This window comes from Halorussus caseinilyticus (genome assembly GCF_029338395.1).
Taxonomy (GTDB): domain Archaea; phylum Halobacteriota; class Halobacteria; order Halobacteriales; family Haladaptataceae; genus Halorussus; species Halorussus caseinilyticus.
The window spans coordinates 51,444-77,277 of sequence record NZ_CP119813.1 but is presented as its reverse complement, the minus strand read 5'-3'; the positions used below and the strand labels follow the sequence as shown (position 1 = coordinate 77,277).

The window sequence follows — 25,834 nt, the reverse complement described above, 5'->3', positions numbered from 1 at the left end:
TATTATCCTCAATGACCCTGCCTGTCGTCATAGAACGACCATGAGACGATCCAGGTCAGGAGACGACGTTTAGAAAGGAAATCTTCACAATGGAATACTGACAAACGAACCGCTTAGTGAACGACACTAGTGGACTATACCTTATTCCGGTGAACGACGAGTGGCGAGACGAGTTCAGACGCTCTGTTGAATCGCCAGTCAATCTCACGGCTTACGAGGACGTGCCACCGCAATTGGAGGGGTTGACGGAACGCAGAATTTGGGGGACAACCGAGACAGACGCGAGTAAGAAACAGACCGCAATCGATCAGATGACATCCGGTGATTCCGTCTTATTCTATCACGACGGGGAGTTCATCGCAGGTGGACGCGTGCGACGCACCTTCGAAAACTCGGACGTGGGGCGACTCCTCTGGAACGAACCGCGGAGTAGGCATATCTTCACCATCGAGGACTTCACCACGGACGTCCTCGCTATTGAGCATATCTGGAACCTGCTTGGGTACAAGGGGCGGCCAGTCGTGCAAGGCTTCACTCGCGTCGCCGACCAGCGCGTTGCAGGGTTGGTAGACGACTACGGCTCTGTCGAAGCCGCCATATTCGACGAAGGCTCGGATGAGCCATCTGAGGCGGAGATTGAGAACGCACAGACCGAATTGAAGCAAGCCGTTGCTGGTGAACCCCGGCTCACCGAAGCTGAAGACGAGTTCACAGAACGTCGACAGCTGGCCCGGGACGCAGCGTTCGCACGACTCGTCAAAGAAGCGTACGACGATACGTGCGCGATGTGTGGACAGAGTCGAGAAACCCCTGACGGACGGCCGGAGGTCGAAGCAGCCCACATCTATCCGAAGGAACAGAACGGGCGTGATGATATCCGAAACGGCATAGCGCTCTGTCGGCTTCACCACTGGGCATTTGACTCCGGTTGGCTCTCACTTGCAGACGACTACACAATTCTCGTCCGGGACTGCCCTGACCGGAATGGCTACCACGAGTTCAAACAACTCGAAGGAAAGAGAGTCCGGCTTCCGTCCGATGAACGATTTCGGCCAGACCAGCGGTTCATAGCGAAACATCGAGAACTCCACGGCTTCAAGAACAGCTCTTAGCAAACTCCTTCGGAGTGACGCAGCGTCCACTAACTGTAACTAAATGAGTCACGCAGTCCACGTTACTACGGAATGCTAATCTACTTGCTTACTGCGACTCGCCAATGCCACGAGCCTAGACGCAGTTTAGAACTCACCACATTCCGTCACCCCGAGATTAGATTCCAATAACAAGATTATTTTCACGTAGCCGAGGATACTTCTTACCGGTCATGGTTACTGGAGTAACTTCGTTCATCTCATTCGACGATGTTCGTAGCGAGATAGATTCGAGCTATCCGAATCCCGGCCAAGACGTTGAGACGGACTTGCAAATCTCAAATAATGGTTATAGCCATCGCTTGGTAGGCAACTGTGTCGAATTCCTCTGTCGCGTCTGGTTGTACCGCCAGTGTGATTCTATTATCCGTCCGAACCATCCTGCGTATACGGACGGTTCGGAGATTTTGGACCGTGCTGAGCGATGGGGTCGAGACACGAGTGACTTCCAATACCAATACGAATGGAATTCAACGGAGAACCCGCCAGTTCGAGTCTCCGTTTTGATGGGTTCGTTTGGGAGGACGAGAACAATCGTGCCTCAAATCGAGAGGAGTGGGAAGAACAGTTGGAGAATCGGGCAGACTGGCGACCACGTCCAAGCCCACTCACCTGGCGATATGATGAGGAGCTTCGGACGGTTGTTGAGCAGTTCATCGAGACAGGAATGAATACTGAGGGGGTGGTAAAAGCGGCCTTGCTGAACGCTGGTTGGCAGCCAGACGAAGTGGTTACCTCGTGGGTCGATCGCGCCGCGATTGAGGACGAGCTACGCGACGAGATGGCGAGTCTGTTTCAATTGTTCCGTGAACAAGCCTGGACCGACGGCGAGCACCTCATAGAGAATCCACGCTTTGGGATGCACCAACACATCCTGCCTGGGGAGGGTGATTTCATCATTGATGATCTGTTAGTTGATATCAAAACAACTGAGAAGGGAAACTTTACGCCAGCATTCTGGCGACAGTTGTTGTTATACTATATGTTGGTGGATATCCAGCGGGAGCTGTATGAGGTTGAGGGACGAACCTATGGAAAGGAGGGATGGGATGGCAAGTACCCGGAGGTGTCACAGGTCGGGATCTATTTCGCCCGGCATGGGGAGTTGCAGACGGTCGATATGGATGACTTGTTGACGTCACCTGAATACGAGCGGTTCCGAGCAAGAATCGTCGATAAGGCCATTGAGGAAAACCGACACGCCCAGCATGACTATTCAGCAATTCGAGGTGTATTGACCGAGCCATATGATTACGAGCGCCAGCGGTCGCTCTCAGATTTCTAGTTCTAGTGACTATTCCACCAACGAGAAAGAACATAATTTCGTGTTTATGCTTGCTTTGACAACGAAAATATCTTGATCAGGCTCTAACACAACTCCGGTATGCCTCCGGAGCGACTCCGCAGTATCGTCCCAATGTTCGGCGGCGGGACTCACTACGTCGAGACGTTAGACTTGATTCTGGAGTTCGTTCAAGCTCATCAACCATCAACGGATGAACTCATCGGGTGGCATCGAGGGACGTTCTCGAACGTATCAAGACAGAAATCAATTATGCGGCGAGTCCGATATTTGAGGAAGGTCGGATTCCTTCGGGAAGACGAGGAGTACTGGCTGCTGGGGGGAGGCTGGCCGTGAGTACGTTCAGCAGCAGGATGTGTCGACGCTCCTCCGTATCATGTGTGAGCGCAACGTCGGGCTTCGGAGTCTGTTGTACGCGTTGTCTGCTGGGCCGATGACGATCATGGAGATTAGCGACCAACAGTTGGATACCCACCCTGAGTTAGGGTGGAGTCGCGGAGAGACAGATATGGCGAAGCAGCGGGCGAACTGGCTACGGAGCATGGACCTCATCGAAAAACGAGACGAAAAATCCGGGAACTGACTTGCAACCTTGGAAGCTGCACCGCGGGGTGATCCAGAGCTTACCCCGTAGCTCTGTCCCGACCTCATCCAGATCCAGTTGGAGTACACTATCCAGCTCCAGGACCTCCTCGATCGCATATAGAAAATTTTGTAGAGCTCACAAAATGATCTGTGTTTGCAGTAAACGCGAGAATATCAACTCCTACCGACCAGTTTCTGTATTCATTTCATGGGTGGTCTGAGAGTTCCGGAATTATTTCGCAGTCAAATTCGTTCCAGTGCAGTGAGATCGTCCTCACTTAGATTAAATAATTCGCCAACACAATGATTCACAATAACCTCTAAATCTGCTCTATCGCTCGCACTGTATTGATCGTAATTGGCTGACAGGACCTCGCCGACTGCCCGGATCAGATGGGTCGCAGTCGACTTCTTATCAGCTGTTAATAAACTTGAAACCCCCTCGTCAGTGACTATGGTCTTTATTTCTGAAACATCGAGTTGGTCTACGATCATACAGACTGCAGTGTAGAGATCTGAATTGAGATCAAAATCGATATATGGTAGGTCTGATGCCACTTCAATAGAGATCTCGAAATAGCCGTTCTGCTTAGGTGGGCAAAGCGGCTTCATATATTTGAAGACTGGCTCAGCATTGAGGAATCCTAGTGTGTAGTATTGGTCGAGGTCTCCGAGCGTGATTGCGCGGGCGTTTCCAGACCCAGTTGCAACAATGTATTCGTCCGTATCAATCGCAAACTGGCGATGGGCGATCATCGATCCCGTTACGATTTTTGTATTTTCGAAGTCTGTCGGCTCACCAACTCTGGCCATCGAATACCAGGGGTATCCTTTTTCTTCGAATGTCTCTCTAGAGTCCTTTCGTTCCAATAATCGTTGTTTGTATTGCGATAGTATTTCGTACGTTTGGGGGAATCTCTCTTCCAACTCGCTTTCATTTAATAGAACATATTCATCGTTCACGCGCTTGTACGGGAAGAACACGACAGTTGTCGGCTCCTCTATAGTCCACGTGTCTACGTTCTCGTTCCGTACCAAGCGTCTCCACGCAGCTTGCTCTACAGTCGTCGTATACGTTTTTGTCTCGATTATGTACTCAGTCTCTGATTCAGAAACGATCTCTCCTTTCAGTATCTTATCTCGGCCTGTTTTGTACGGACTCCTAACGTCAACGCCAGGATGGTCGTCGGATACGAGGGTGCTCGCTGATCGACTCTCCATCTGCTCACGGGCAGAGAGCTCATCCTCGGATAAGATAAGCCATCTATCCCGAGAGAGACTGTCAGGATCAAGGGAGAATGAATGAACCCCTTCGATTGTCTCGGGGCGTGAGGTACGAATCCCACGTCGAACTTCCTCCACGCCTCTTGCGCTGCGGACAGAACCACACATGACCGAATCGGTATCCATCGTACTCATCCGCAGAATCACAGTATAGGCATCGACCTCTTCGAACGGAGAATAGTTGGTAAAGTCGATCGCCTCTCGTAACGGATAATTATCAGCTATCGTATCTCTGAGCCCCACACCATAGTCGGCAGCCATGAACTGCCTGGAAGTGATAACCCCAAATTCTCCGAGATCACTGAGAAGGTCATACGAACGTTCAATAAATGGGACAAAAATATCGCAACCGGTACCTTCTACTGTCGAGTATAATTCGGCGTGTAGCTCGGATTCAGCAGTACTGAGCTGTCGTGAGCTGATATATGGTGGGTTCTCGAGGATAAGATCAAACCCACTTGACCCCGAGTTTGATTCCCCGAAGCCGAACACATTGGGGAATTCGAAGGCCCAATGGAAGAGGTCATACTGAGAACTGAGATCCGCAGCAGTCATTGGACGTTCGATCTTCATGTACCGGAATCCATGGTCTTCGGCTAACTGGATCGCAGTATTATGAGGACCTGCTCGGAGTTGTTTTGTTTCAATCTCTATATGAGCTGTCTTCGCTCCATAGAACCGCCCACCAAGGTCAGAGATTGTTTCTTTCGCTTCCTCAGGAGGTGATCCGTCGAATCCTATGATGAGTTTTACAGAATCAATCGAGTCATCCGACAAATACTGATTTACATCATCTACTGAGGATATCTCCTCCCGAATCCTTTGATCAATAGTTCCCGCATAGATAGAATTAATTGTTGGCTGGACCTTGTCATGTTGCTCCTGTATTTTTGACCGTGCGTCGGCAGCGGTTCCCTCATTATTCCTGAATTCTTCAATCTTGTTCGCATACGAATCGATCTTGTCTTTTAATTTGTAGGAAAAGATCGATTGCTGAGTCGTCTCATCATTGTCGTCAGATGTCAATAGCTCCGCGTCTGAAATACCGAACAAGGAGTTCCCTTGTCTGATATTGAAATCAATATTGGGTAGCGCTTCGATCTCTGATGTTCCCTGATTTAAATCCGAGATCATCGAGAGGTAGAGACGGAGCTTACACACCTCAACGGCGCCCGGGTCAATATCCACACCATAGAGATTATTGATGATTATACTCCGCTTGAGACGAAGACGAGTTGACGTTCCGGAGGAGGTCTGTATCTCATCTCGAGCTCGAGAGCTGAGTTCCTCTTGACGAGGATAGTTGTCGAATACTGCCAGACATGTAATATATATGTCTAATAGTGCTTCTTGGGCTGCTAGGAGAAATGCTCCACTCCCGACGGCTGGATCCAGGATAGTGAGATTCGGTAGGACATCGAAATACAGTACTTCGATATGATCCAGGTTTATTGCAGCAAGATCCCCGAGCTGAATACTTAGTCCAGCAGAAGTGAATACTTGCTCCTCCCCATCATCGACCAGACCGAACAGATTATCAATCGAATTGTAGCCTTCTCCATCGATTTGAGCATTTAGACCGGCTAAGACTCTATCGTTGAGCGATTTGTTGGATATATATCGTGTCACCTCCTCGGGTGTATAAACTGCTCCGAGACCATCCTTATTGACAGACTTTTCAAATATGAACCCAAGAATATCAGGAGTTATTGCCGCCGAGTCGTCCGCGTCACTGGTCTCGTCAAGATGCCAATTCCAGTCTCCGAGAAAATTGATGTAGTCTTCAATGAGGTCATTTCCGGCAGTTGTATCCTCCCCAATTCGGATCGTGTTGTGTTCTTCCTCAATCTCAGTCGGTGTGAAGAGGCTCCCATTCAGATAGGGGACTTCTCCAAATCTTTCTTCATCGATTTCCCTCTCTCCTGTAGGTACAGCCAATAGATCAAAAAAGAGAGGTTCGAGGAAGTCCTGATATAAATCGCTTTCAGACCGTTTGAACGACAGAATACGACTCTCGAAATACTCGTCTGTGTCAGAGGGGTGGCTAAGCGCCCCCTTTTCTTGGAGAAAATAGGTGAAGATGATTCGATCCATTACTGCCTGTGCAAACTCTCGCTGCTCTGCTTCCGGAATGTCGAGAGAATTTGGCACAGAATCAGCTAAATTATCTAGATGATTTCGATATTCCCGGTAGAATTCGTTAACGACTTTTCTTGTTTCATAAATCTCAAAGAACGGTGCAATTCCACCGGACTGAATATCATTTAGCTTGTTTAGGATTGTTCGCTTGTCTCCAAGATCATCGTCAAATTGATCTTTGTAGATGGTCTTTCGGCGATGCCGAACGCCTCCTGCACCACTCATAGCATCACGAGTAATGAACATGAATTTCTCATAGTCGTGTGACGCTACTAACACCGTGAAATCTCTTCGAGAGGTCTCTTGGCGGTAGTCATAGAGCTCTTCTCCTGGATCGGCCTCAAGTAGCTTGAAGTAATTTCTCTCAGTTACTTTGAGAACCGGAACATGACTTTCGACTTCTTCAGAAACGTCTGTAAGCTCTCTTTTGTCAACGAACGTGTTCTTGATGTCGTCAAGCGAACTCCATTGCGTAATATCACTAGCAAGAATACGATCTCGAGACATGATTCAAGAGACTGTTGGACCGGTATTAGTTCTGGCGATTAGCTAACAATCCAAGAGATCATCATCTCGATTTTTTCTGCTTTTGTCCGAAGGCTCTCTAGCTCGGACTGAAGAGTCTCTTTGTCATCAATTTCCTCTCTCATGATCTCAGAAACCTCTGCCCCATACCCTTCTTTCCGTAATTTCAAAAGAGCTCTAAGTGTGGATTGAAGAAGGTATTCCAATAGCCTGACGTCTCGAGTCAGGATTTCTCGACGCCTGACGTCATGAGCCTGCGAGTTCCTTTTATCATAAAGATGTTTTTTAATCCAAGCTTCAATTAAATCGGGATTTGCGGTCTCTATGAATGGAATAGTCCTTAGTGGCGCTGTGTCTGAATTTGAATCCGGGGTAGTGAATGTCGCAGATTCTAACCCGCGCCAAAGAGCGATGAAGGAACTTTCCTTATTTGAGGACGTGAGTGCCTCCTGATAGGCGCGGAATGATGGAATAATCGCATCATCCAGCGGTTTTTCTGCCTCAAACGACGGCATTTCGTTGAGTTTTGAACGAACCCCCCGTTCCATCCTGGCTTGTGGTGGTGTAGTCATAGAAATTCGCACAAATTCACCTTCTCCATGAACTGGTTCCACAACAATGAAGGGTAACACAGTAACAGCGATTGGAAATCCGTTCCCAAGCATCTCCGAATCGGGAAGTCGTGATTCCGACGCCGAGTGTCGGACATAATTCACCATTCCTAATATATCAGATAGCCAGTTTTCGAATTTTCTCACCGCTGCTTCGCGATCTCGTGCCTCTATAGACACTTGATGTGCAGAAAACTCAACTGGACTTTCGGGGGCAAGCTCGGGATTATCTTCGAAGAAGCGGTTTATCTCTGACTCCTCTGTAGATCCTTCTGAAACATATCCTGCATTTTCCAGAGCGGCGGTCGTCTCCGAAGGTGTGATGCGAATCATCTCCCGATTCTGGAACGCAATTTTGGAGGGAAATTGCGCTGAATCTATTGTCACATTGACCTGGAATGAGATTGTGTATGTATGTACATCTTCACCGAAAAGGTCTCCAATATATCTGCTCTTTCGAGACCGGAACTCGTTGACATCACCTCCCTCATCGATTGTTTCGGTGATTGCTTGGTCTATCTGCTTCTCAACACGCTTTATTGAGAGATCTGGATTCTCGGATACAATCGATTCTGCGGCTCCGGCCAAGGCAATTTCGTAGCCAGAATGTCCTGAGCGGTTATGAATGCTCGGACGATTTCCGTCTTCGGCGAGTTCGAAGGCACGAGTGAAGAAATTCATTTGATGCACTAGTCGAAATCTATCTTATTAATAATTGATACTCAGTGCTGTGCGTTCACCGCGTTGTCACGATTCCCCAACAGAAAATGTTCGCCGTAGCAGCGTTCGCACCGGCCAGCGTCGACTGAAAGTCCGGGTTCTCCTCGATGTATTTATCAAGGAAGTCCTGTAATTCAGCTAAGAACGCCTCAGTCTCCCAGTCAGTTAGTGCCTTCCCATCGATTCGGAAGCGTTGGCGGAGTTCGTAATCCTCGTCAGTATTGGCCAACAGGACCCCATTCAGCCGCTCGTGTAGCTGTTCAGCCCACTCGGCGACTTCTATCATCTCCTCATCGGGGCCTTCCACTAATTTGGTGTTGTTCATCAACCGCAGTTCGAGGTACTGTAGCAGCTTCTCCTGCTCGACAGAGATTTTGTCACCCTGTTTGAACGCGCCGCCGACCTGCCCAGCCTGGATTTCTTCCAATCGGTCTTCCAGCTCGTCGTCGATCTGCTCTTTCAACGACTGGATGTCTCCCGAACCAAGGTCAACCCCCATCGACTTCGTTTGCGGTGCAATACCTAATTGCCGGACCTTCGTCACCTCCTCAACATCTCCCTGGCTACGCGCATGATAGAGTGCCCGTCGCGTCCGCCCCAACGGCGGTGAGCTCCCATCATCGAACCAGAGATGTGCTAGCCCGAACACACCCGGGTCGACCGTTTCCGGTGAGTTCCGGTACACCGTGTACAGTGAGTCGCGCTCCCCCGGCGGGGTCTCGAAATAATCTGCGGCGAAATCGAAATCCTCGGTGTCTAAGTCATATGTCTCGACCAGCTGTCGGCGTAGTTCCAACCGCTCCAACGCAGCACGCTCGTCACTACCGGTATTCCGAAGGAGCGGGTTCGTACTCACGTCGTCGAGTTCGTTGTAGTCCTCGACGGACCGCGTCCGCTCAAGCGATTCGCCGATCTCTTCGACTTCGATTTCCCCGATCGTCTTTTCAGTCTCAATCCCGGCCTTCTCTAGGGCAGCGTTCTCGTTGGGGTCGAGGATGTTGTTCTCTTTCCCGACGATGAGTGCGATGTCGCTGATCTTCGCTTGCAGCCGTTCCAGCAGTTTGATGGCCGCCTCGATATCGCCGTCCGGGAAGAAGTTGTGGACGAACTTGTCGTCGGTGTTCCCAATGCGGTCAATACGACCAACGCGCTGGACGATGCGCATGGGATTCCACGGCAGGTCGTAGTTCACCACGACCTGGACGTCCTGGAGATTCACACCTTCACTCAGTGTGTCTGTGGCGACTACGTACTGGAGCTCGGATTCGCCAGACTCGGCCAGCGTCCGCTGATATCCCGAGGCTTCGGGGGCGAATCGCTTGATGACCTCCTGTTTGTTGTCGTCCCCGCCTTTCACCACAGCGCTGTTGGCATCGGTGACTCGGTCGCTTTTGCGCCGCAACGACTCGTACACGTAGTCCGCGGTCGCCCTGTATTGCGTGAAGATGAGGATCTTCTTATCATGCTCCTCAATGACCTCGCACAGTTCGTCGATTTTCGGGTCACGGAAGCGCTGGAGGCGGAACACCTCTTCGTAGAACTCTTTCGTCTCCTCAATGACACCCTCCGGATCACGGCCGGGGTAGATACGCGGGTTGATCTCGTCTTCAGGCACATCGGGGATTCCCGTCAAGTTGTTTTGCCCGAGCCACTGGTTGACTCCCACGGAGAGGTCGCTCAACCGGCCGGGTTCCTCGCTGATTTGGCTGATGAAGATTGCGAGAAAATATGCCAACAACGTGAGGTCTTCGCGGATATAGCGCACCACGTCACCGATCGTCGCATCCTCGAGTTCGTCACTCGATCCATCCGAACGGATCGCACCGGTGTCAAACCCGAATTCCTCAAGCGTCTCTTCGATTTGGTTTGCCTCCCGTTCACTCCCGACGAACTCGGCTAGCGTTACGGGTGCTTCCTCGTCGCTATCTAAGCCCGCCTGCAGGGCCCGTAAGCGATCGATGTGCTTGTCCGACGGCAACTCCTCCAATGCACGCAGCAACGCTGTCTCACTGTCGTACAGCGTTTTGATCGACTGGACGAACGCGTACGTCGACGACTCAAGCCGCTTGAGGAGGTTTAGCTTGAACAGCGCTTTCAGCGTCCCACCGGACTGTGGGTTACGCACAGTGATGTGGGGGAGGTGGAGTGCGTCGATTACCTCCGGGAGATTATCGTAGACCGGCCGATAGGCCCCCGGGAGTTGGTACTCCTCGCGGGTTACCTTCGGCGGTTTGAAGCTCATATCGATGTCGTCACTCTCTATGATGCTGTCTTTCACGTGCTTGCGCGACCGCAGTACCATGATCTCGTTGAGGATCTTCGAGATCTCCTCGGAACGATCCTGGAGCTGGTCGTTGATCTTTGCGAGCCGCTCATCGGAGGCCTCTTGCGTTCCGGAGATTATCTCCTTGCGATCCTCGGACTGCTGGACGTACTCATCAAAGGCGTTGAAATCGAGATTCGCCTTGTTCCGGAGTTCGTTCTCGTCGGTAAACAGGCTGATGAGATTTTGGAGGTCCCGCGCGGAGTTGTTGATCGGTGTTGCCGTTAGCATGATCATCGTCTTCCCCCGCAGCTCGCGGATGTTCGCGTGGCGTCGCGTCCCCTTGTAGTCGTCTTCGTCATCGGGATTGGGGGCCCACTTACCGTGGTTTCGGAAGCGGTGTGCCTCGTCGATGAGCACCACATCCCACTGCTGCTTGAACTCCTGCAGCGTCTCGTATGTGAGGTTCTGGAACTTGCTGATGCTCATGATGTCGAGATGGGTTCCGTCGACGTCGAGATTGAAGAACGGATTCCCATCCTCGTCTGTCGCGTCCTGCAGCAAGTCGGTCCACTGGTCGGTCAAATTCGCAGGGACTATCAACAGACACCGCTTGTTGTTCAACCGGTAATCTCGGAGGAGTTCGCCCCCAATGAACGACTTCCCCAGCCCAACTGAGTCGGAGACGATACAGCCGTTGTAGTTTCCGAGCTTCTCGCGAGCACTTTCGTAGCCTACTGCTTGGAAGTGGTATAGGGGGCTGTCGAGGCGTTCGTCGATGTTCCCCCCGAGGGCGTCGTAGGCGACCAGCTTGTACAGTTCGAACGGCTCGATCTCCGTGCCGAACATCTCCGATTCGCCACCGTTGGATCCCTTCCAGTCCTGGTAGTTGTCGTTCTGTTGGATGACATCGATGATGTCGAGGCTGAAGTCCTCTGAGTTGGCCCACTGGCTATCGTACCACTCGTCGAACGCCGCGACATCGTCTGACTCTTCGGTGGTGAGGTTCAGTTCGATATTGCGGGTGTGACCTGAGCGCGTGAAGTTCGACGACCCGACGACAGCCGCGGGGTCATCGGACGCAGGGTAGCCATCTTCAGTCTGAGCGGCGGTGTGGAAGCTCGCGCCTTTCGCATGGAAGTAGCCGTCATCGGTGAGGCGAACACGGACATCGACAACACCTTGTTCAATGTACTCGCGGAGTTGATCGACCTGTTCCAGTTGCGCGCTGTTGAGCTCAGACAGATCCTCATCGAAGCGCTTGCGGAACGTCTCCCGGAGGGTCATCCCCTCATCGATCTCATCGGCGGTACGTTGGTCCGTTTCATTCCCCATGAGGATTCTGAGGGGTGCCTGTTCGTCCTCGTTGGTTCCGTGGAGGTGGTTGAGTGACTCGTCGACGAGGTCGAACCCAGAGAGATAGAAGTAGCCGGTGGCGATGCGAATCTCCTGACTTTCAGGGACGAGCGAGTCGAACGTGTCCGCCAGCGTCTGGCCGCGATTATCGATCAGGCGCTCAAGGTCACCGGGCATTGGTCTTTACTGTTACTTCCATCCCCTAAGTATGTATGCGGTCGGCCGAACGATGGGACGCCTGGACGGGTCAGGTTACGCGAGTTCGTGATACTGCTCGCTGACCATCTCGAGATACTCGCGGTCCATCAGCCGTGGGTTGTCGACGAGGTGGAAGTCGTCGAGGACGAACTGCATCTCCTCGGGGCCCAGTCCATAGGCGTGGAACGCGGCGGCGTCGATCTCGGCACGGAGCTGCCGGCGCTCGTCCTCGTCGGTCACCGGGTCGACACCGCCCAGTCGCTCGCGCATCTCCTCGAAGGCGTCGCCGTAGCAGTTGAGCCGTGCAGCGCGTGTCCAGATGAACTCGAACCATTCGTCCCCGTCTGTGAGACGCGGTACTTGTGACTCTTCAAGTTTGTATTTAACAATGTGTGTGTCGATCTTCGTGCGCATGAGGAAGTCGAACGGAATACTGTTGAGGAGTGCTACAGCCGCGAAGAGCTCCTCGTCGGAGAAGATACGGTTGTAACAGTTGTGGAGCGATTGAGAGAGGTCTGTATTGGGCGTCACCTCGACACTGAACGGGCGCAACGTCTGGAGCGTATGTAGACAGGGAATGCCTTTCGGAAGCACGGTGGCGATCATTGTGCGCTCGTCAGTCGCCCGGGCAACGTCACGGAAACTCAATCTGAACTCTGTCCAGTCCGGCAGAATATCGTCGGTACTGAGGTCGCTGCCTCGATGCTCCTGTAGCAAACCGTTGACGAACGACTTCTGAGATTTACTTGTCTCCTCTCCATCGAATGCGTCGTAGATGGCACGCTTGAGCCTCCCTCGGTTAGCAGCTTTCTGACGAACGCGTGCCCGGGCACTATCGGAAGGATCTGATGAATCGCGACTCCAGTAGCGGGGACCGTCGATATTGACGGCTAACGATGTATCGTAGGTGAACTGGTAGATGTTCGCCCCATCGTAGACCGGATAGTCGCCGTCTTCTTCTGACTCAACCAACCGGCCCTTATCGGTTGGTTCGTGTAGTTCCTTGGTGAGAATCTCAGCCCACCACGGTTGTCCGTCGACGTTGCCTAAGGGTGGATGTTGCAGAATCGAATCCAGCGTATCTACCTGTTCTTGCGACGTCACCGACGGGAAGATCACCGCGTTCGGCGAGTAGGATTCGAGGACACGTCGCGGGATATAGGCTGCATCCTCCTCTATTGTCTGGAGGATATCGGTTGAGGTTTGTGCGAAAACGCCGTTTACCCCCTCAGTCTCACCGCTGTTCTTGAAGGTGAGGATCCCAAAGCGGTACCGGTCATCAATTTGACCGAATATGCCCTTGTTCTCGAACCCGATGGTCGTCTGGAGCGTCGTCTCATCAAGCAGATGCTGACGCAAATCCTTTGCAATAGCACCTGTAAACACGAAGCCGGGTAGGATTAGGCTCGTCCACCCGGACGCCGATACCAACCCGAACGTCCGCTCTAAGAACAACGCCGAGAGGTCATTCTCACTGGCTACGTGCCGCCCGTTGACTGATGGGGACTGCAGACTGTAGTCCGGTGCGGTGTTAAAGTACTCTGCTCGCTGTTCCATCCCGCGCTGGTACTCTTCCCACCCGGATTTGATCGACTCGTCGGCGAGCAGCTCTTCCTCCACCTCGTCTTTTCGGTCGGCGTTGTACGTTCGGAAGCGCTCGTCGTACTTCGAAAAGAAGTCACTGCGATTCGGACTCAGAACCTCCCACGGCGGATTCCCAATCACCACGTCGAATCCACCGTCGTCCATTACTTCGGCGAACTCGACGATCCAGTGGAAGGAGTCGAATTCCTGTAGCGTCTCGGCGTCCATTTCTTCCATCCCAGCGTCCCGCAACCGCTGCGCGAGGTCCTCGTCGAGATCCGTTCGATACTTACTCATTCGCTCTTCAGCGATCCGTCGCCAGTTCGCCGCGTCGGAACTCGTCGTCGCCGCCCGATGCTTGTGAACCGCCTCGATCACCTGCTGGAACTTCTTCTGGACGGAGAAGTCGCCGAAGGTGGTCGCCCCATCTGAGGCCGACGGAAGCTTATCGATATACCCGATCAGCGAGTTCCCTTGGCGGATGTTGAAGTCGATGTTTGGCAGTGGCTCGACTTCATCGGGATCGTTTTCAATGTCGGCGACCATCGACAACCACAACCGGAGCTTGCAGATCTCAACGGCCCCGTCATCGATATCCACCCCGTACAGGTTGTTGAGGATGATCTCCCGCTTGGCGTACAGCGTCTTGCTCCCAGAGTGTTCCACCTCCTCTAGCGCCTCTTCGATGGCAGGCGTGCGCTCGAACGCCGGCAGCGCTTCGAAGTACTCCAAACAGCTCAGATAGACGTCTAAGAGCACGTCCTGGGCCGCAAGAAGGAACGCCCCACTCCCGACCGCGGGGTCGATGACACGCCCTTCCTGGAGATGCTCGAAATACAGCGTCTCGACGTGCTCTCGCTGGATCGAATCCACTGCCCCGATTTGTGCGACGGCGCCACCATCAGCGAGCGCCACATCTGCTGCACCATCAGTTTCGCTGGCCAGTCCGAACAGCTCGTCAATAGACTCGTAGGACGTCCCAACGTCCTCGTTCAATTGGTCAAGGAGATACGGATGAATCGTCTCCCGAGCCATGTAGTCGGTGATCTCTGCAGGCGTGTAGTACGCCCCCATCTCCTTTTGGTTGACAGTCTGCTCAAAGATGTGGCCGAGGATCTCTGGCGAGATGTTCTTCGGTTCGACAATGTCGAGCCGTTCGTCGACGTGCCAGTTCCAGCCGTCGAGGAACTCTAGAATCTCACCGAATAGTTCGTTTGTCTCTTCTGTAGTCTCGCCGAGTTTCACCTCCGGGAACTCTTCCTCGACAGGCGTCGTTGAGAACAACCCACCGTTGAGGTACGGCACCGTGCCGAATCCTTCGGCCTTCTTGTTCTCCGCCAACACCTCGAAGAAAAGCGGGTCGAAAAACTCTTCGTACACGTCCTCCCCCTCGTCGACGTACTCCGAGTGCTTCTCGAGGAGGTAGTCCGTGTTGAAGTCGAGGAGGTTCTTTTTCTGGATGAAATACAAGAAGATGAGACGGTCCATCAGTACTTGCACGTAGCGCTGTTTCGCGTCACCGCGGTCGTCAGGGATCCTCGCAACTTCCGTCACCAGGTCCGTCCGCAGCGACTCGAACTTGGTGTAAAATTCCTTGACGACTTCTCGGGTGTCGTATAGCGCTTGGACTGACTGCCCGTCGCCGTACTCGATCTCGTTGAGTTTGTCGAGCACCGAGAAGCGACTCCCACCATCTTCAAAGGCACTCCGATCGAATGAGAACTGCTGATAGGAGATCCGGCCAGCTTCCCCGAATGAACGCCGCCGCGAAATGAAGGTGAACTCCTCGAACTCGTTGGTCGAGACGAGGTTCGTGTGCCGGCGGTAGGTCATTCGGTTCGTGAACGACTTCGCGTCCTGCGTCGGTCCGGCTTCGATGATGGAGACGAACTGATCGTCGTCTAGTTCCATCACTAACTCGTCGTCCTCGCCGAGATCCTCACGGGGGACGAGACCCCGCTTCTGGAGAGACGTAGAGATATCCTCGAGCGAGGTCCAGCCCGCGACGTCGGCCGCGGTAATCTGCTGGATATCCATATGCGGACATCCAGCCGCCCCCTTATTAATGTGTAGTGTCGCGAGCGAGTTTAATGTGTAGTGTCGCGACGAGTGGGCCCATCTAGACGACCGTTTGTCGTTTGTGACTTCGCAGTAGCGGAATTCAACACTTCACCGAGTAGTTCGTCTTCTCTGTAGGAATCGACGAGATCGCCTTTGAGCTCCCAGATGTGTTGGAGCTCTTGGAGAACGGTTCGGACTTCTTCATCACAGTCCTAAGCGTCGAGTTCGTCGACGCGCTCGCCGAGTAGTCCCCCGAGAAGAGGTCGGAATCGCGGTGGGGCGTGGCTCCGATCCTGGCCTGGCTCATTCGATAATCTAGCCGTTATCGAATCGTCAAGAAGATAGGGAGGTATTGGGATTAGAATATTATGAGTTCCAGATTGATTTTAGTTCGACAAACTCCTGGCTATCTCTTCAACGTGTACACGCCATCGAGCAGCTTCAGAACGACCGTCGCGTAAGCGAACTTATTGACAACCTAAAGACGAGGTGTGCCATTACGACTGCGACATTGTCCTTCTTTCGTGTGCGAATATATTTGTATCTCATCAACTATGTCCAGCCAAGAGATGACTGGAATCGTGATCCTCCCTGCTGGTCGTGATGACGCGTTTGAGGACTACAGACAATTCATCCGAAACGGACACCCGATTGATGACATCGAGTACTACCTCGATGAAGACGACCTCGAACTGTTTCGGACGACATCAGACGACGATCTCGTTCACGTCTGGGGAACCTCAGTAGACGGGACGTGGCAAAACGTCGAGCGCAACGATATCGCGCTCGTCTACCACGATGGCGGGTTTGTCGCCAGGGGACAAGTCCTCCAACTGCGACATGACCCCGACCTCGCTGAGTACCTCTGGAAGGAGAGCGTCGACCACGGACGGTGGGATGACCAGAGCCCTTGGGAATACATGACCTTCCTCACCGATATTGAGGAGGTCGACGTCGACATCGAGGAGTTCAACGAGCTCGTCGACTACGACGAGACCTACCGTCCCCAGGGATTTACTCGGGTCGCCGACAAGCGACTCGACCAACTCTCCGGAGAAGAGTCAGTTGAGACCGCCATCGCCAATCTAACTGATGCTGGCGAGCGTGTCCACTCTGTTGACGATGAAGACAACGAACCAACCCCCGACCTCGCCGACCAACTCCGGACGGCCAGCACAGATGGTGATGCACATGAGGAGTTCGAGAAGCTTGTCGCGAAAGCTTTCTCCCGGCTAGGGTGTAGCGCCGATTGGATTGAGGGCGGTGGTGACACCGACGTGGAGATCAACTCTCCGGAACATATCGTCGTTGAAGTGAAGGCCCGGAGCAACGGGCGAGTCAACTCCCTCGAAGTCACCAATGTAGACAAGCACCGACGCCAGCGTGGTGCTGACCACGCCATTGTGGTCGCACCGGGATTCGCCCCGAAGGTCATCGACAATGCCGAGACGACTGATCTAACTACCATCGCGGTTGATGACCTCGTCAAACTCCTCGACCGTCGCGACCAATATGCCGTTCCACCCGAGGAGATCTTAGCACTCCTGACACGCACCGGAGCCTTCCAAGACGATAGACTTGATATTCTCGACGAGTCCATCCAGGACCGAATCGCTGCCGGAGAGACTCTCCTCTCAATCATCCGAGCGCTTGAACGCGCCGACGGCTCCGTGGAAACGGCCGAGGATGTCCGGTGGATCGTCGTGGGAATGGAGGACTCGAACGACATCCCGACCACGGAGGAAATTCGGTCCGCCCTCCAACTTCTTGCTCACCCCAGCGTGGGGGTGGTCAAACAGGACCAGGAGGGGTACCGGGTCACCACCGACTACGAGAACGGAGTACAGTTGGTCCGCTCACTCGGCAAGGTCGTACAACCATCAAAAAAATAGGTTGGAGACTTCCGGCCACTATGCTCATACCGATCCCGGTTACGTCAGGATACTAACCGCACTGACTACCTCGCTACCGATCCACTAACTAACCTGGCCAAGTAGGACATGGAGTTACTAGTCATAAACCGAATTCGGACGCTTCGGTCGGCGAAAGTCGGTCCTCACCGACAGAACCCGGTACCGCGCGTCGATTTCAATCGACTCCAGTGTACTCCGACCAATTACCGGTGGCATTGGGACTATGATTGACCATTTCAACCCGGCTTAATAGGAAACTAACCATATTACTTGTAGTTTAAATATGTTCTTGTATTAGAGTAGAAATAACGGTTGTTGTCCAAGACAGCAATAGTCTTCTTCTATATTACTCATTATTTATCCACTCCGTACACCGGGTTCTTCATCTTTACTCTTATATAAAAACGCTACTGTGTAGGAAGCTTCGTCAGTTACACCAGAGCAGCTATGGCTAGTGGCCAACAAGACCCGTTCACTGAAAGCCCTTGACCGCTCGGCATCCCGCGACCACGACTGCGCTCCTCGTACCTGTGGTGCTTGTAGGGTCGGGGGATGACCGAGACGACCTCGCCCTTTCTGAGTCCACCAGGACAGTGGTTGACTCGCCGAGCGATATGGCCGACAAGACAAGTGACTCGCAACGGCCCGCCCCGCTCGCCGCTTTCCGGCTTCCGGTGAGCAAGCTCACCGACGTCTCGTTCGCTTCGCTCACGAGACCGCCGCGTCGCTCGCGACCGACCAGTCCGGGCGGTCTGCCTGCAGTAGCGGGCGGACTGCCGGGCTAAAGTGAATCTGGTCTCGACGCCAGCGGGTATCCGCCGGGGGTTGTGCGTCGTAGGTGCTCACCCCGCGACGCATACTCCGCTGGACGCTCGCGGCGGCCGAGACGGCGCGCGGTGCTGGATGTTTTACCTTCTCTAGTGCGCTCTCGCTCGCGCCCCAAGGGGGCGCGCGAAGGCGCGAGCGAGAGCGCAGATGGGTCTGTTGGTTGTGGTTGTCGAGGAAATCCGCGATGTAGTAGCATCGCGGTGTCGGGCGCGTGAGCGCCTTCAGGAACCTGTGAGTTCCAATGTCTAGTAACAACGCAAGCGGCAAGGTCGTTTCGGTCGATGAACAGGCACTCAAACAGGCGGACGAGCGAGCAGTCGATGCGGATGGCTTCGAGGTCGTCAAGGAGACGCCCGAACTCAGAGCGACGGTCGAGCAGGAGATCCAAGCGAAGGTGGATGCGAACCACCCGGACGGAATCAAGGAGACGAGCAAGGAGCGGATTCAGGGTGCGACCCTCGAACAAGAGGAGCGCATTCGGGCGCGGGAGGCCGAACTGGATCGCATTAGCGTCCGGGCCGAAGTCAGTCGGCAGGATGGCCGGGCAGAGCGGGCGCGAGACATCGCGGCGAAACGGAGCAAGGAGCGGCGTCGAGAGTTCCAGAAGCGGGCGGCGAGCGTGACCCCGATGGCGGATCCGGAGCGTCCGGACCCACGCGAGGAGCTATCGCAAGACGAGCTAGCGAGCGTGAACGAGCAGGCGAAGCGATTGAGCGAGAAGTTGAATGGGTGGACGAGAGCGGCGATCAGTCGGCGATTGGCCGAGCGCATGGTCGAAGGAGCGAGCATGATGAGTGCAGTCGTCGGCGTCCACGAAGAATTGCAGACAGCGCCGGGACAGGTGATTCCAATCGGCAAGCTCGAGGAGGTCAATCGGAAGGAGGTGAGCATATCCGGGCATGTCGAGACGTTGTGGGAGCCATCGCATCCGAGTATCGCGCAAGTCGGACTCATTACGGACGAAAGCGGGCGAACCCGAGTCACGGTCTGGAAAAACTCGCGAGCGCCGTGGATGGAGGAAGGCGAGCAGGTGACCATTCGCGGAGCGGCCCGAAACTGGTACGAAGGACGCGTCTCCCTCGCTGTGACCGGGTGGACGACCATCCAGTTCCCTGAGCGCGGTCGCTGGTGGGAATAGCCCGAACACGGCCCCTTTTTTGCTGGTGTGGTACGGTCACCGCCACCTCCCACCACCTCCACGGTCCGGGCCGCTCACGGCCGACGGGCCGTTCGCGTCCGGGCTTTCGCCACAGCAATTCTGCCGTTGCCCCACCGCGACGTGTTTATTTTGCCCTCGATTGGTGAGGGCCTCTTCGAGAGACCGATTCACCGAGACCCTCGTGAGTATCATGGCAACGAGCGAGATCTACGAGACGGCGTTCGACGAGGACGTACAGAACGACACAACGAATCAATGCCCGGAGTGTGACGGACGGGTGGCCACGAACGTCGCAGAGACCGTCTGTGAGGAGTGTGGACTCGTTCTCGAAGACGAACGTATCGACCACGGGCCGGAATGGCGGTCGTTCAGTGACGGCGAGCAGAACCGAGAGCGTACGGGTGCGCCGCTGACGGCCACTCGTCACGACCGCGGCCTCTCGACCGAAATCGGGCGCGGGACCGACGCGAACGGAAACAGACTCTCTGGTCGGAAACGCCGACAACTCGGTCGGCTTCGCCGAGAACAGTCCCGCGGGCGCTTCCAGTCAAAGGCCGAGCGCAACCTCGCACATGGTCTCGGGGAGGTCCGCCGAATCAGTAGCGCGCTCGACCTCGCCGAGACGATTCGTGACCAAGCATGCCAGCTCTTCCGGAGCGCCCAGAATGAAGACCTGCTTCGGGGGCAGTCAATCGAGGCGATGGCGGCAGCGAGCGTCCACGGTGCATGTCGGTGTAACGGCCTCTCGCGACCACTCGATGACATTACTGAGCCAGCTCGTGTCGAGCAAGCCCGAGTGAGGACTGCATATCAGACGCTGAATACGGAACTCGGCCTTCCAACCCAACCTGTGAGGCCGAGTGGATTCATTCCTCAGTTAACCTCCGAACTCAATATTCCCGACCGAATTAGGAATCGTGCCCGGCAGTTAGCAGAACAGGCAGAATCAGCAGGTGCCGTTTCAGGCGTTGATCCGACAGGATTCGCCGCCGCATGTGTATACAAAGCGGGACGTGACGCAGGCCGCTTGATGGTCCAATCAGACGTCGCACGGGCCGCGAATGTCTCGACGGTGACCATCCGCACTCACCGAGATACATTGAACGAACTCGCTGTGTGAAGGCGCTCGTTCCCCTGATTCGCGGTTCTGGCTCTGACGAAACCCTTCAGGTCTGGCAGTAGGTGACGTGAGCAGTTCGTGGTGCGTAGATACCGCTGTGAGTCTTACTAGATACGGTAGACGTTCTCGGAGCCGTGCAAGATACAAGGCGCAAGTCTGCCGCTTCCCAACAACAGTAATTCGGCTCTGTTGAAACCCTCAACAGATGATAGGTTTCAGTGGCCGTGTTGCACTCAAGTTGGGTATCCGTCACTGTCGTCTGCGCTCAGATCCGACGGTAGCTACTGCTCATCGATTATCGAACCGTCCTTTGGTTCGAAGAACTGGCTCATCACCGCGAAAATGATTCCCATTACCACACCGATTTCGATGCCCCGATCGAAATTTCCGCCCGTGAACAGGGCCAACAGAACAGGGACACCAAACGCCACTACGAAGAAGACACCGGCGCGAACGAATTTGTTCTCCAACATCTGTGCGAGAAGACAAGTCACGGCCTCCAGTTAAAAGCACTCCTGATATTTCCGAATCCAAATGTCTGATTCAGCTGAACTCGTGTCCAGTATTGACTGGTTTGAGTGGTCGGTCGATGTTGTGGATGAGACAGCCAATGGTGAGCTTCCGAAATTGCTTCCACCAGCGTTTTGATCGGACAAACGCACCGTATTTCGTTCAACGAATCGAAGGAGTCGTGACTTCGGGAGAGCATCCATCTTCCTCCAGCTACTCACCAGCCATGTTTGTCAACAAGGGTTTCAACAAGGCCAGTAATTCGAGAATCGGAGCGGTTGTCTCAAACGAATCTCGCTACTCCCAGTGGAGGAGATAGAGAAGATATAGACTTGCGACGACAACAAATGCCCCCACCAAACCAAATCCCACTGATGCAACCAGCGACGGAGTATACAGTGCAAGCTGGAAAGATTGGAGACCGACGAGAAAGGCGAACACAGAGAGAATCGTCCAGAAGACGGTTCCAATCAGTGTGCGACTTGTGCTGATAAGTTCGTCGCGCACGATGGCACGAATTTTTTCTTCGCTGAGTTTGTCGGAGGGCTCCATAGTGATTGTAAGATGACCAAGGAAAATAAACATTGGCGGACAATTCCATGCTACGAGTTGCCTTCTCGGTCTTGCTGAACTCACCCTCTATATTCAGCACGCCGTTCCTGACAGTCCCTGATTAGATTGATTCCCGACGTGAAACATCGTTCCTCTATTATTGCGCATAGGCAATTCCATTCTATCAGCAGTAGAGGGTTTCAGCAAAGCTGTAGTTCTCAAGATGAGTTGACCAAGGAGCTACCAGTTAAATATGAAGACGAAGCAGGTGACGACACTACTCAATGACTCAGCGGAACTCTGACCATGAAGAACTTCGGCCGCTCGGCGAAGCAACGCATGTTCCCGACGACAAACTCTCCAATAGTAGTGACGAGGAGCCTAGTCAACAGCGACTAGATGCAGTCGCTACAAGATATCCAAACGAAACGACAGCAACAGAGAGCGAGTGTTCCTCCTGTGGAGTATCAATCCCTGCGGAGCGGACAAAGTGCAGGTTCTGTCTTGTGAACCATCTCAATAGCTCCAAGGAGGAACAATCAAGTTCGGATACCGAGTGGACACTGCTTCACGTCGTTCATTTCGTCGTGGAAGCATCAACGTTCGACAGCGCCGTCGCGAAGGGGACTGCCGCCGCGGGCCTCCTCGCGAAGGCCGACAGAGACTCCGCAGTCGACGACTGCCAGCTGATTTCCGAGTTCGACGAAGAGCCTGCATCACAACTTGCCGACAAGTGGCCTTCGCTCTCTGAGGCAGTACGAGTTACGTCCAACTCGGGTAGACAGCTACTCGAGACTGCCCGTGAACTGACGGAGTGGCAGGACACGACGCAGTTGCATCACGACGGCGAACATGCGACGTTCCTCTACGACGAAAGTGGACGTGGCGTTCATGACGAAAATCGTCTTGTGGCGCTTCTTGAGGACGCAGACGACATGTGGCTAGTACCTGCGATTGCACTCCAGCAATCTGTCGAGGACGCCACAACTGATAGCCAGCAACGCGAGCGACCGAACAGGAGACAATTAGAGTGTCGTGAATGCGACCGCAATACGAGGCACCGATTCCTTGACTTCGAGACTGTCCCTGACGACGAGTGGAGTGGCCAGCCAATGTGGGAGTGTCACGTCTGCGGAATGCCTCGATACGGGCCAGAACCCAAAGTGGGCAAGTAGGCGAGATGGTAATCTTAGCAGTAGTTAGTAGTACGGTTTCTTTGTTCAATTTGTAGTCCGTAACTGTCTCAGTAGTTTTGCTCAATACATGGTGAATAGTTAGTGTTGCGCCAATTATATTTTTGAGGGGCATATATTGCAGATATGTCCCTCACTAGCAGTCAAGTAGACGAGATTGAATACTGGACGGGGAGACTCTTGGCGATTGCTGGCGTCCTGATACTCATTGAAGCTGCCAGCGGTGCCATCAGTGAGAGTCTACGTGGGATTCCGTTTGCATGGCTTCTCACGTCAATTCCGTTCGGAATCGGCTTTGTCTTACTCCCGCTCGTGCTACTTAGGTCGTACCAGTACCTCTCGGACCGTACACCGACATCGGCTATCGTCGGGGTTGCCCTCGTGGCGGCACTTCCGGTTGGGACCGTCGTCATAGTAGCGTGGGCTGTCGCGGCTGACGCTAGTGGTCTCGTCCCTGACGTAACCGTCCTGCCGGTCAGAATCGATACTGTCTTTTTCACGCTCTTGGCCGTGTTTGCGGGTGGCATTGCGACGTTCGGACTCTCTTTGCTTCGGTACGACCGAACCCGACTGCTCGGTGGGGCGTTACTGATGTTTGGATCGGCCTGGAACCTCCCGCTGGTCGTCGTGGGACTATCAGGAGTGTATCCGGGGTGGCTTTCGCCTCTTCTCGTCGCCTCAGTGGCGACAACAATGATAGCCATCGGCTACTGCTTCCCACTAGTCGAACCTGAGAGTCGATGAGAACAGACGTTGTGCTGTACTTATGCTCTAAATCTTGCACGCCGTTTGTAGCAAATCCTATAGACAAACCAGTCGTGTCATACGTCGCTTCCCCAAATCGAGCATCGGTTACATCGGTGATTCTGAATGAAGAAATCGTGCTACCCTCTACTGTTAACCAACAGACGAGCGCGTATTTCGGCGTTTGTTGGTTAACTGCAGACTGATTCACGGCCTTCCCTCAATTAGATGGTTGAATTGGTAGAGGAGATAGGGAACGAGTCAAAGTTCGCTACGGATCAATGCCAAGGGTATTTGTTGTCCTACCAACAGACCAACTCACGCATATATTTGAAGAAAGCAAAGATATATTGAGCGCGACTGCGTATAGTCAGTTATGACCGAGTTTGATCCAGCCCCAGAATCCGAGGGTTCGCAACGGCGATGGCAGGAAGGAACGGACACGTTTGGCCGTGTCTACGATGTCATCCTCGGGATTACGTCGCCAACGACGTATACCGAGATCGCAGAGCTCGCCGATTGCTCTTCGAACGCCGCAAAAAAGCATCTTGACCGTTTGACGGAGATGGGTATCGTCCGCGCAGACAGAGACAGTCGTCCGCCAACGTACGAACGAAACGAGGGGTATCTCGAATGGCAGGACGCCAGCCGAATCGCAGACGAACTCACTCTCGAGGAGATCATTGACCGTGTGAAAGCACTCGAAGAACAACGCGCTGAATACGAGTCCCAGTTCGGGACGACAGACCCGGCAGATGTCTCTGTGTTCGACTACGACAATCATGAAACCATCCACGAACGGATGACAGCGGTCAGCGAGTGGCAAGGCGTGATTCGGGATATTCGGCTGTACGAACTCGCTCGCCAACTCTCCCAAAACGACGGCCATCTGATTCCAGCATAGATGAGTCAGCCCCCAGAGGACCCAGTACCTGACTCAACAGGGCCACCGGACAAACAGACGTTGCGCCTTCTAGAGCGACACCTCGCGTCAGATGCGCTCGTCGCCGAGACAGCATTCGACCCCGATTCGTACGAACCCCGTCTGCTCCAAGCACAACTTGATACCGGACGATACCCAGACTCGGTGACAGCGGTTCGTCTCGACATCCGATGGTTTACGACTGGTGATTTCTCGATTCATTATGTCGAAGAACACGACGAAGAGGGCCAGTGGGAGTGTCGCTGGGATCGCCATCCAAACACGCACAACGCACGGTTGCACTTCCATCAGCCCCCAACTGCGACCGAGATTACGGATCTTGAACTTTCCTCACTCCATCCACTCGAAGTGTACTCAACCGTGTTTACCGCGATAGAGCAACGGCTTGAGAGCCTGTGGTCATCTGAATAGTTAACCAACATACTGCAGATACCAGGTTTATTGGTTAACGACAGGTCTGCCCCGACTTCTTCTCTGTTAAATGATCAATCTCAACCGTAGTTTTTCGAGCGCCGGCGATGAGTGCCAGCGCAACAGTCAGTAGCGCGATGTGTAGTCGCGTGCGTCGGCAGATCGAAGTGAGAACCAATGCATATGGTAATTTACTCGCTGGTAGAGGCATCGACACAAGACGACGCACTTGTAACTGGAAAGACGGTGTTCGACCGACTCGTCGGGGGCAGCCCACACGCAGATGCGGTGTTCGACTATTACGTGACATTTGATGAGTCGGGCACGTCAGTCGCTGGGAAAGCTCGGTGGGGTGACCTTCCAGTAGCAGTTCCTGTGGAATCCGACGATGGTCAGGAATTGCTGGAGCGTGGGTGGGAGGCGACGAAGAGCGAGTTCGAGCGAAACCTCAACCGCGTCCGGGACGCACTCGAGGAACTAAGCGACGAGGAGATTATGCGCGACGACGGACTTGCCCGGCATGCGTTCCACCAAGTTGGCGCGTACGACGGCCCCACCATCTTCCTGTATGACGAACACGGCAGCGGTATTCGGCATCGAGACCAGCTTGACCGCATCCTCGACGAGGATGAGAATCTCTGGATTGTCCCAGCAGACGTTCACTACTAAGCGGAGCGACAA

17 protein-coding genes are annotated in these 25,834 nt (G+C 53.8%); 10 read left to right on the top strand and 7 right to left on the bottom strand.

What is annotated here, in order from left to right; all coding sequences use genetic code 11:
* Positions 1 to 149: 149 nt before the first annotated feature.
* Together P2T60_RS21355 and P2T60_RS21350 are read left to right on the top strand one after the other, a co-directional pair.
* Positions 150 to 1,112, top strand: coding sequence for an HNH endonuclease (locus tag P2T60_RS21355; protein WP_276282841.1), 963 nt, complete (start codon positions 150 to 152; stop codon positions 1,110 to 1,112).
* Between the two features lie 502 nt (positions 1,113 to 1,614).
* Positions 1,615 to 2,436 carry a hypothetical protein gene (locus P2T60_RS21350; RefSeq protein WP_276282840.1) on the top strand — a complete coding sequence of 274 codons (822 nt, stop codon included), beginning with the start codon at positions 1,615 to 1,617 and terminating at the stop codon, positions 2,434 to 2,436.
* Positions 2,437 to 3,282: 846 nt separating this feature from the next.
* Here the strand turns inward: P2T60_RS21350 and P2T60_RS21345 are convergent.
* From P2T60_RS21345 to P2T60_RS21325, 5 genes are all read right to left on the bottom strand, one after another.
* On the bottom strand, positions 3,283 to 6,969 hold the full coding sequence (locus P2T60_RS21345; protein ID WP_276282942.1) for an Eco57I restriction-modification methylase domain-containing protein: 3,687 nt from the start codon (positions 6,967 to 6,969) through the stop codon (positions 3,283 to 3,285).
* 38 nt (positions 6,970 to 7,007) lie between these two features.
* Complete coding sequence (locus P2T60_RS21340; protein WP_276282941.1) at positions 7,008 to 8,279, bottom strand: hypothetical protein; 1,272 nt, start codon at positions 8,277 to 8,279, stop codon at positions 7,008 to 7,010.
* A gap of 55 nt (positions 8,280 to 8,334) precedes the next feature.
* On the bottom strand, positions 8,335 to 12,114 hold the full coding sequence (locus tag P2T60_RS21335) for a helicase-related protein (RefSeq protein ID WP_276282940.1): 3,780 nt from the start codon (positions 12,112 to 12,114) through the stop codon (positions 8,335 to 8,337).
* Positions 12,115 to 12,189: 75 nt separating this feature from the next.
* The gene (locus P2T60_RS21330) at positions 12,190 to 15,756 is read right to left on the bottom strand and encodes an Eco57I restriction-modification methylase domain-containing protein (RefSeq protein WP_276282939.1); all 3,567 of its coding nucleotides are present in this window, start codon (positions 15,754 to 15,756) and stop codon (positions 12,190 to 12,192) included.
* Between the two features lie 124 nt (positions 15,757 to 15,880).
* A complete protein-coding gene (locus P2T60_RS21325; protein WP_276282938.1) occupies positions 15,881 to 16,087 on the bottom strand; it encodes a hypothetical protein in 207 nt (68 codons plus the stop codon).
* Between the two features lie 262 nt (positions 16,088 to 16,349).
* On the opposite strand from P2T60_RS21325, the gene P2T60_RS21320 reads away from it, so the two are divergent.
* The 3 genes from P2T60_RS21320 (at position 16,350) to P2T60_RS21310 (ending at position 20,800) form a co-directional block, all read left to right on the top strand.
* Positions 16,350 to 17,672, top strand: coding sequence for a restriction endonuclease (locus P2T60_RS21320; RefSeq protein WP_276282937.1), 1,323 nt, complete (start codon positions 16,350 to 16,352; stop codon positions 17,670 to 17,672).
* Between the two features lie 1,090 nt (positions 17,673 to 18,762).
* Complete coding sequence (locus P2T60_RS21315) at positions 18,763 to 19,659, top strand: DNA-binding protein (RefSeq protein WP_276282936.1); 897 nt, start codon at positions 18,763 to 18,765, stop codon at positions 19,657 to 19,659.
* A gap of 211 nt (positions 19,660 to 19,870) precedes the next feature.
* Positions 19,871 to 20,800, top strand: coding sequence for a transcription initiation factor IIB (locus P2T60_RS21310; protein ID WP_276282935.1), 930 nt, complete (start codon positions 19,871 to 19,873; stop codon positions 20,798 to 20,800).
* A gap of 281 nt (positions 20,801 to 21,081) precedes the next feature.
* On the opposite strand, the gene P2T60_RS21305 is transcribed toward P2T60_RS21310, so the two are convergent.
* Both P2T60_RS21305 and P2T60_RS21300 read right to left on the bottom strand, forming a co-directional pair.
* Positions 21,082 to 21,273 carry a hypothetical protein gene (locus P2T60_RS21305; RefSeq protein ID WP_276282934.1) on the bottom strand — a complete coding sequence of 64 codons (192 nt, stop codon included), beginning with the start codon at positions 21,271 to 21,273 and terminating at the stop codon, positions 21,082 to 21,084.
* Between the two features lie 334 nt (positions 21,274 to 21,607).
* The gene (locus tag P2T60_RS21300; RefSeq protein ID WP_276282933.1) at positions 21,608 to 21,862 is read right to left on the bottom strand and encodes a hypothetical protein; all 255 of its coding nucleotides are present in this window, start codon (positions 21,860 to 21,862) and stop codon (positions 21,608 to 21,610) included.
* A gap of 284 nt (positions 21,863 to 22,146) precedes the next feature.
* On the opposite strand from P2T60_RS21300, the gene P2T60_RS21295 reads away from it, so the two are divergent.
* From P2T60_RS21295 to P2T60_RS21275, 5 genes are all read left to right on the top strand, one after another.
* Positions 22,147 to 23,037, top strand: coding sequence for a biosurfactant protein 1 (locus P2T60_RS21295; RefSeq protein ID WP_276282932.1), 891 nt, complete (start codon positions 22,147 to 22,149; stop codon positions 23,035 to 23,037).
* A gap of 144 nt (positions 23,038 to 23,181) precedes the next feature.
* Positions 23,182 to 23,799: a hypothetical protein gene (locus P2T60_RS21290; RefSeq protein ID WP_276282931.1), complete on the top strand. Its 618-nt coding sequence runs from the start codon at positions 23,182 to 23,184 to the stop codon at positions 23,797 to 23,799.
* A 376-nt stretch (positions 23,800 to 24,175) separates the two neighbouring features.
* Complete coding sequence (locus P2T60_RS21285; RefSeq protein ID WP_276282930.1) at positions 24,176 to 24,703, top strand: winged helix-turn-helix domain-containing protein; 528 nt, start codon at positions 24,176 to 24,178, stop codon at positions 24,701 to 24,703.
* A complete protein-coding gene (locus P2T60_RS21280; protein WP_276282929.1) occupies positions 24,704 to 25,153 on the top strand; it encodes a toxin-antitoxin system TumE family protein in 450 nt (149 codons plus the stop codon).
* Positions 25,154 to 25,330: 177 nt separating this feature from the next.
* The gene (locus P2T60_RS21275) at positions 25,331 to 25,822 is read left to right on the top strand and encodes a DUF7995 family protein (protein WP_276282928.1); all 492 of its coding nucleotides are present in this window, start codon (positions 25,331 to 25,333) and stop codon (positions 25,820 to 25,822) included.
* The last annotated feature ends 12 nt before the right edge of the window (positions 25,823 to 25,834 follow it).

What these genes read in the sequence shown, in the direction of transcription:
- P2T60_RS21310 (WP_276282935.1), top strand. Translation starts at nt 19,871, where the DNA reads ATGGCAACGAGCGAGATCTACGAGACGGCGTTCGACGAGGACGTACAG.
- P2T60_RS21345 (WP_276282942.1), bottom strand. Translation starts at nt 6,969, where the DNA reads ATGTCTCGAGATCGTATTCTTGCTAGTGATATTACGCAATGGAGTTCG.
- P2T60_RS21315 (WP_276282936.1), top strand. Translation starts at nt 18,763, where the DNA reads ATGTCTAGTAACAACGCAAGCGGCAAGGTCGTTTCGGTCGATGAACAG.
- P2T60_RS21325 (WP_276282938.1), bottom strand. Translation starts at nt 16,087, where the DNA reads ATGAGCCAGGCCAGGATCGGAGCCACGCCCCACCGCGATTCCGACCTC.
- P2T60_RS21330 (WP_276282939.1), bottom strand. Translation starts at nt 15,756, where the DNA reads ATGGATATCCAGCAGATTACCGCGGCCGACGTCGCGGGCTGGACCTCG.
- P2T60_RS21295 (WP_276282932.1), top strand. Translation starts at nt 22,147, where the DNA reads ATGACTCAGCGGAACTCTGACCATGAAGAACTTCGGCCGCTCGGCGAA.
- P2T60_RS21320 (WP_276282937.1), top strand. Translation starts at nt 16,350, where the DNA reads ATGACTGGAATCGTGATCCTCCCTGCTGGTCGTGATGACGCGTTTGAG.
- P2T60_RS21340 (WP_276282941.1), bottom strand. Translation starts at nt 8,279, where the DNA reads ATGAATTTCTTCACTCGTGCCTTCGAACTCGCCGAAGACGGAAATCGT.
- P2T60_RS21285 (WP_276282930.1), top strand. Translation starts at nt 24,176, where the DNA reads ATGACCGAGTTTGATCCAGCCCCAGAATCCGAGGGTTCGCAACGGCGA.
- P2T60_RS21335 (WP_276282940.1), bottom strand. Translation starts at nt 12,114, where the DNA reads ATGCCCGGTGACCTTGAGCGCCTGATCGATAATCGCGGCCAGACGCTG.
- P2T60_RS21305 (WP_276282934.1), bottom strand. Translation starts at nt 21,273, where the DNA reads ATGTTGGAGAACAAATTCGTTCGCGCCGGTGTCTTCTTCGTAGTGGCG.
- P2T60_RS21290 (WP_276282931.1), top strand. Translation starts at nt 23,182, where the DNA reads ATGTCCCTCACTAGCAGTCAAGTAGACGAGATTGAATACTGGACGGGG.
- P2T60_RS21350 (WP_276282840.1), top strand. Translation starts at nt 1,615, where the DNA reads ATGGAATTCAACGGAGAACCCGCCAGTTCGAGTCTCCGTTTTGATGGG.
- P2T60_RS21300 (WP_276282933.1), bottom strand. Translation starts at nt 21,862, where the DNA reads ATGGAGCCCTCCGACAAACTCAGCGAAGAAAAAATTCGTGCCATCGTG.
- P2T60_RS21280 (WP_276282929.1), top strand. Translation starts at nt 24,704, where the DNA reads ATGAGTCAGCCCCCAGAGGACCCAGTACCTGACTCAACAGGGCCACCG.
- P2T60_RS21275 (WP_276282928.1), top strand. Translation starts at nt 25,331, where the DNA reads ATGCATATGGTAATTTACTCGCTGGTAGAGGCATCGACACAAGACGAC.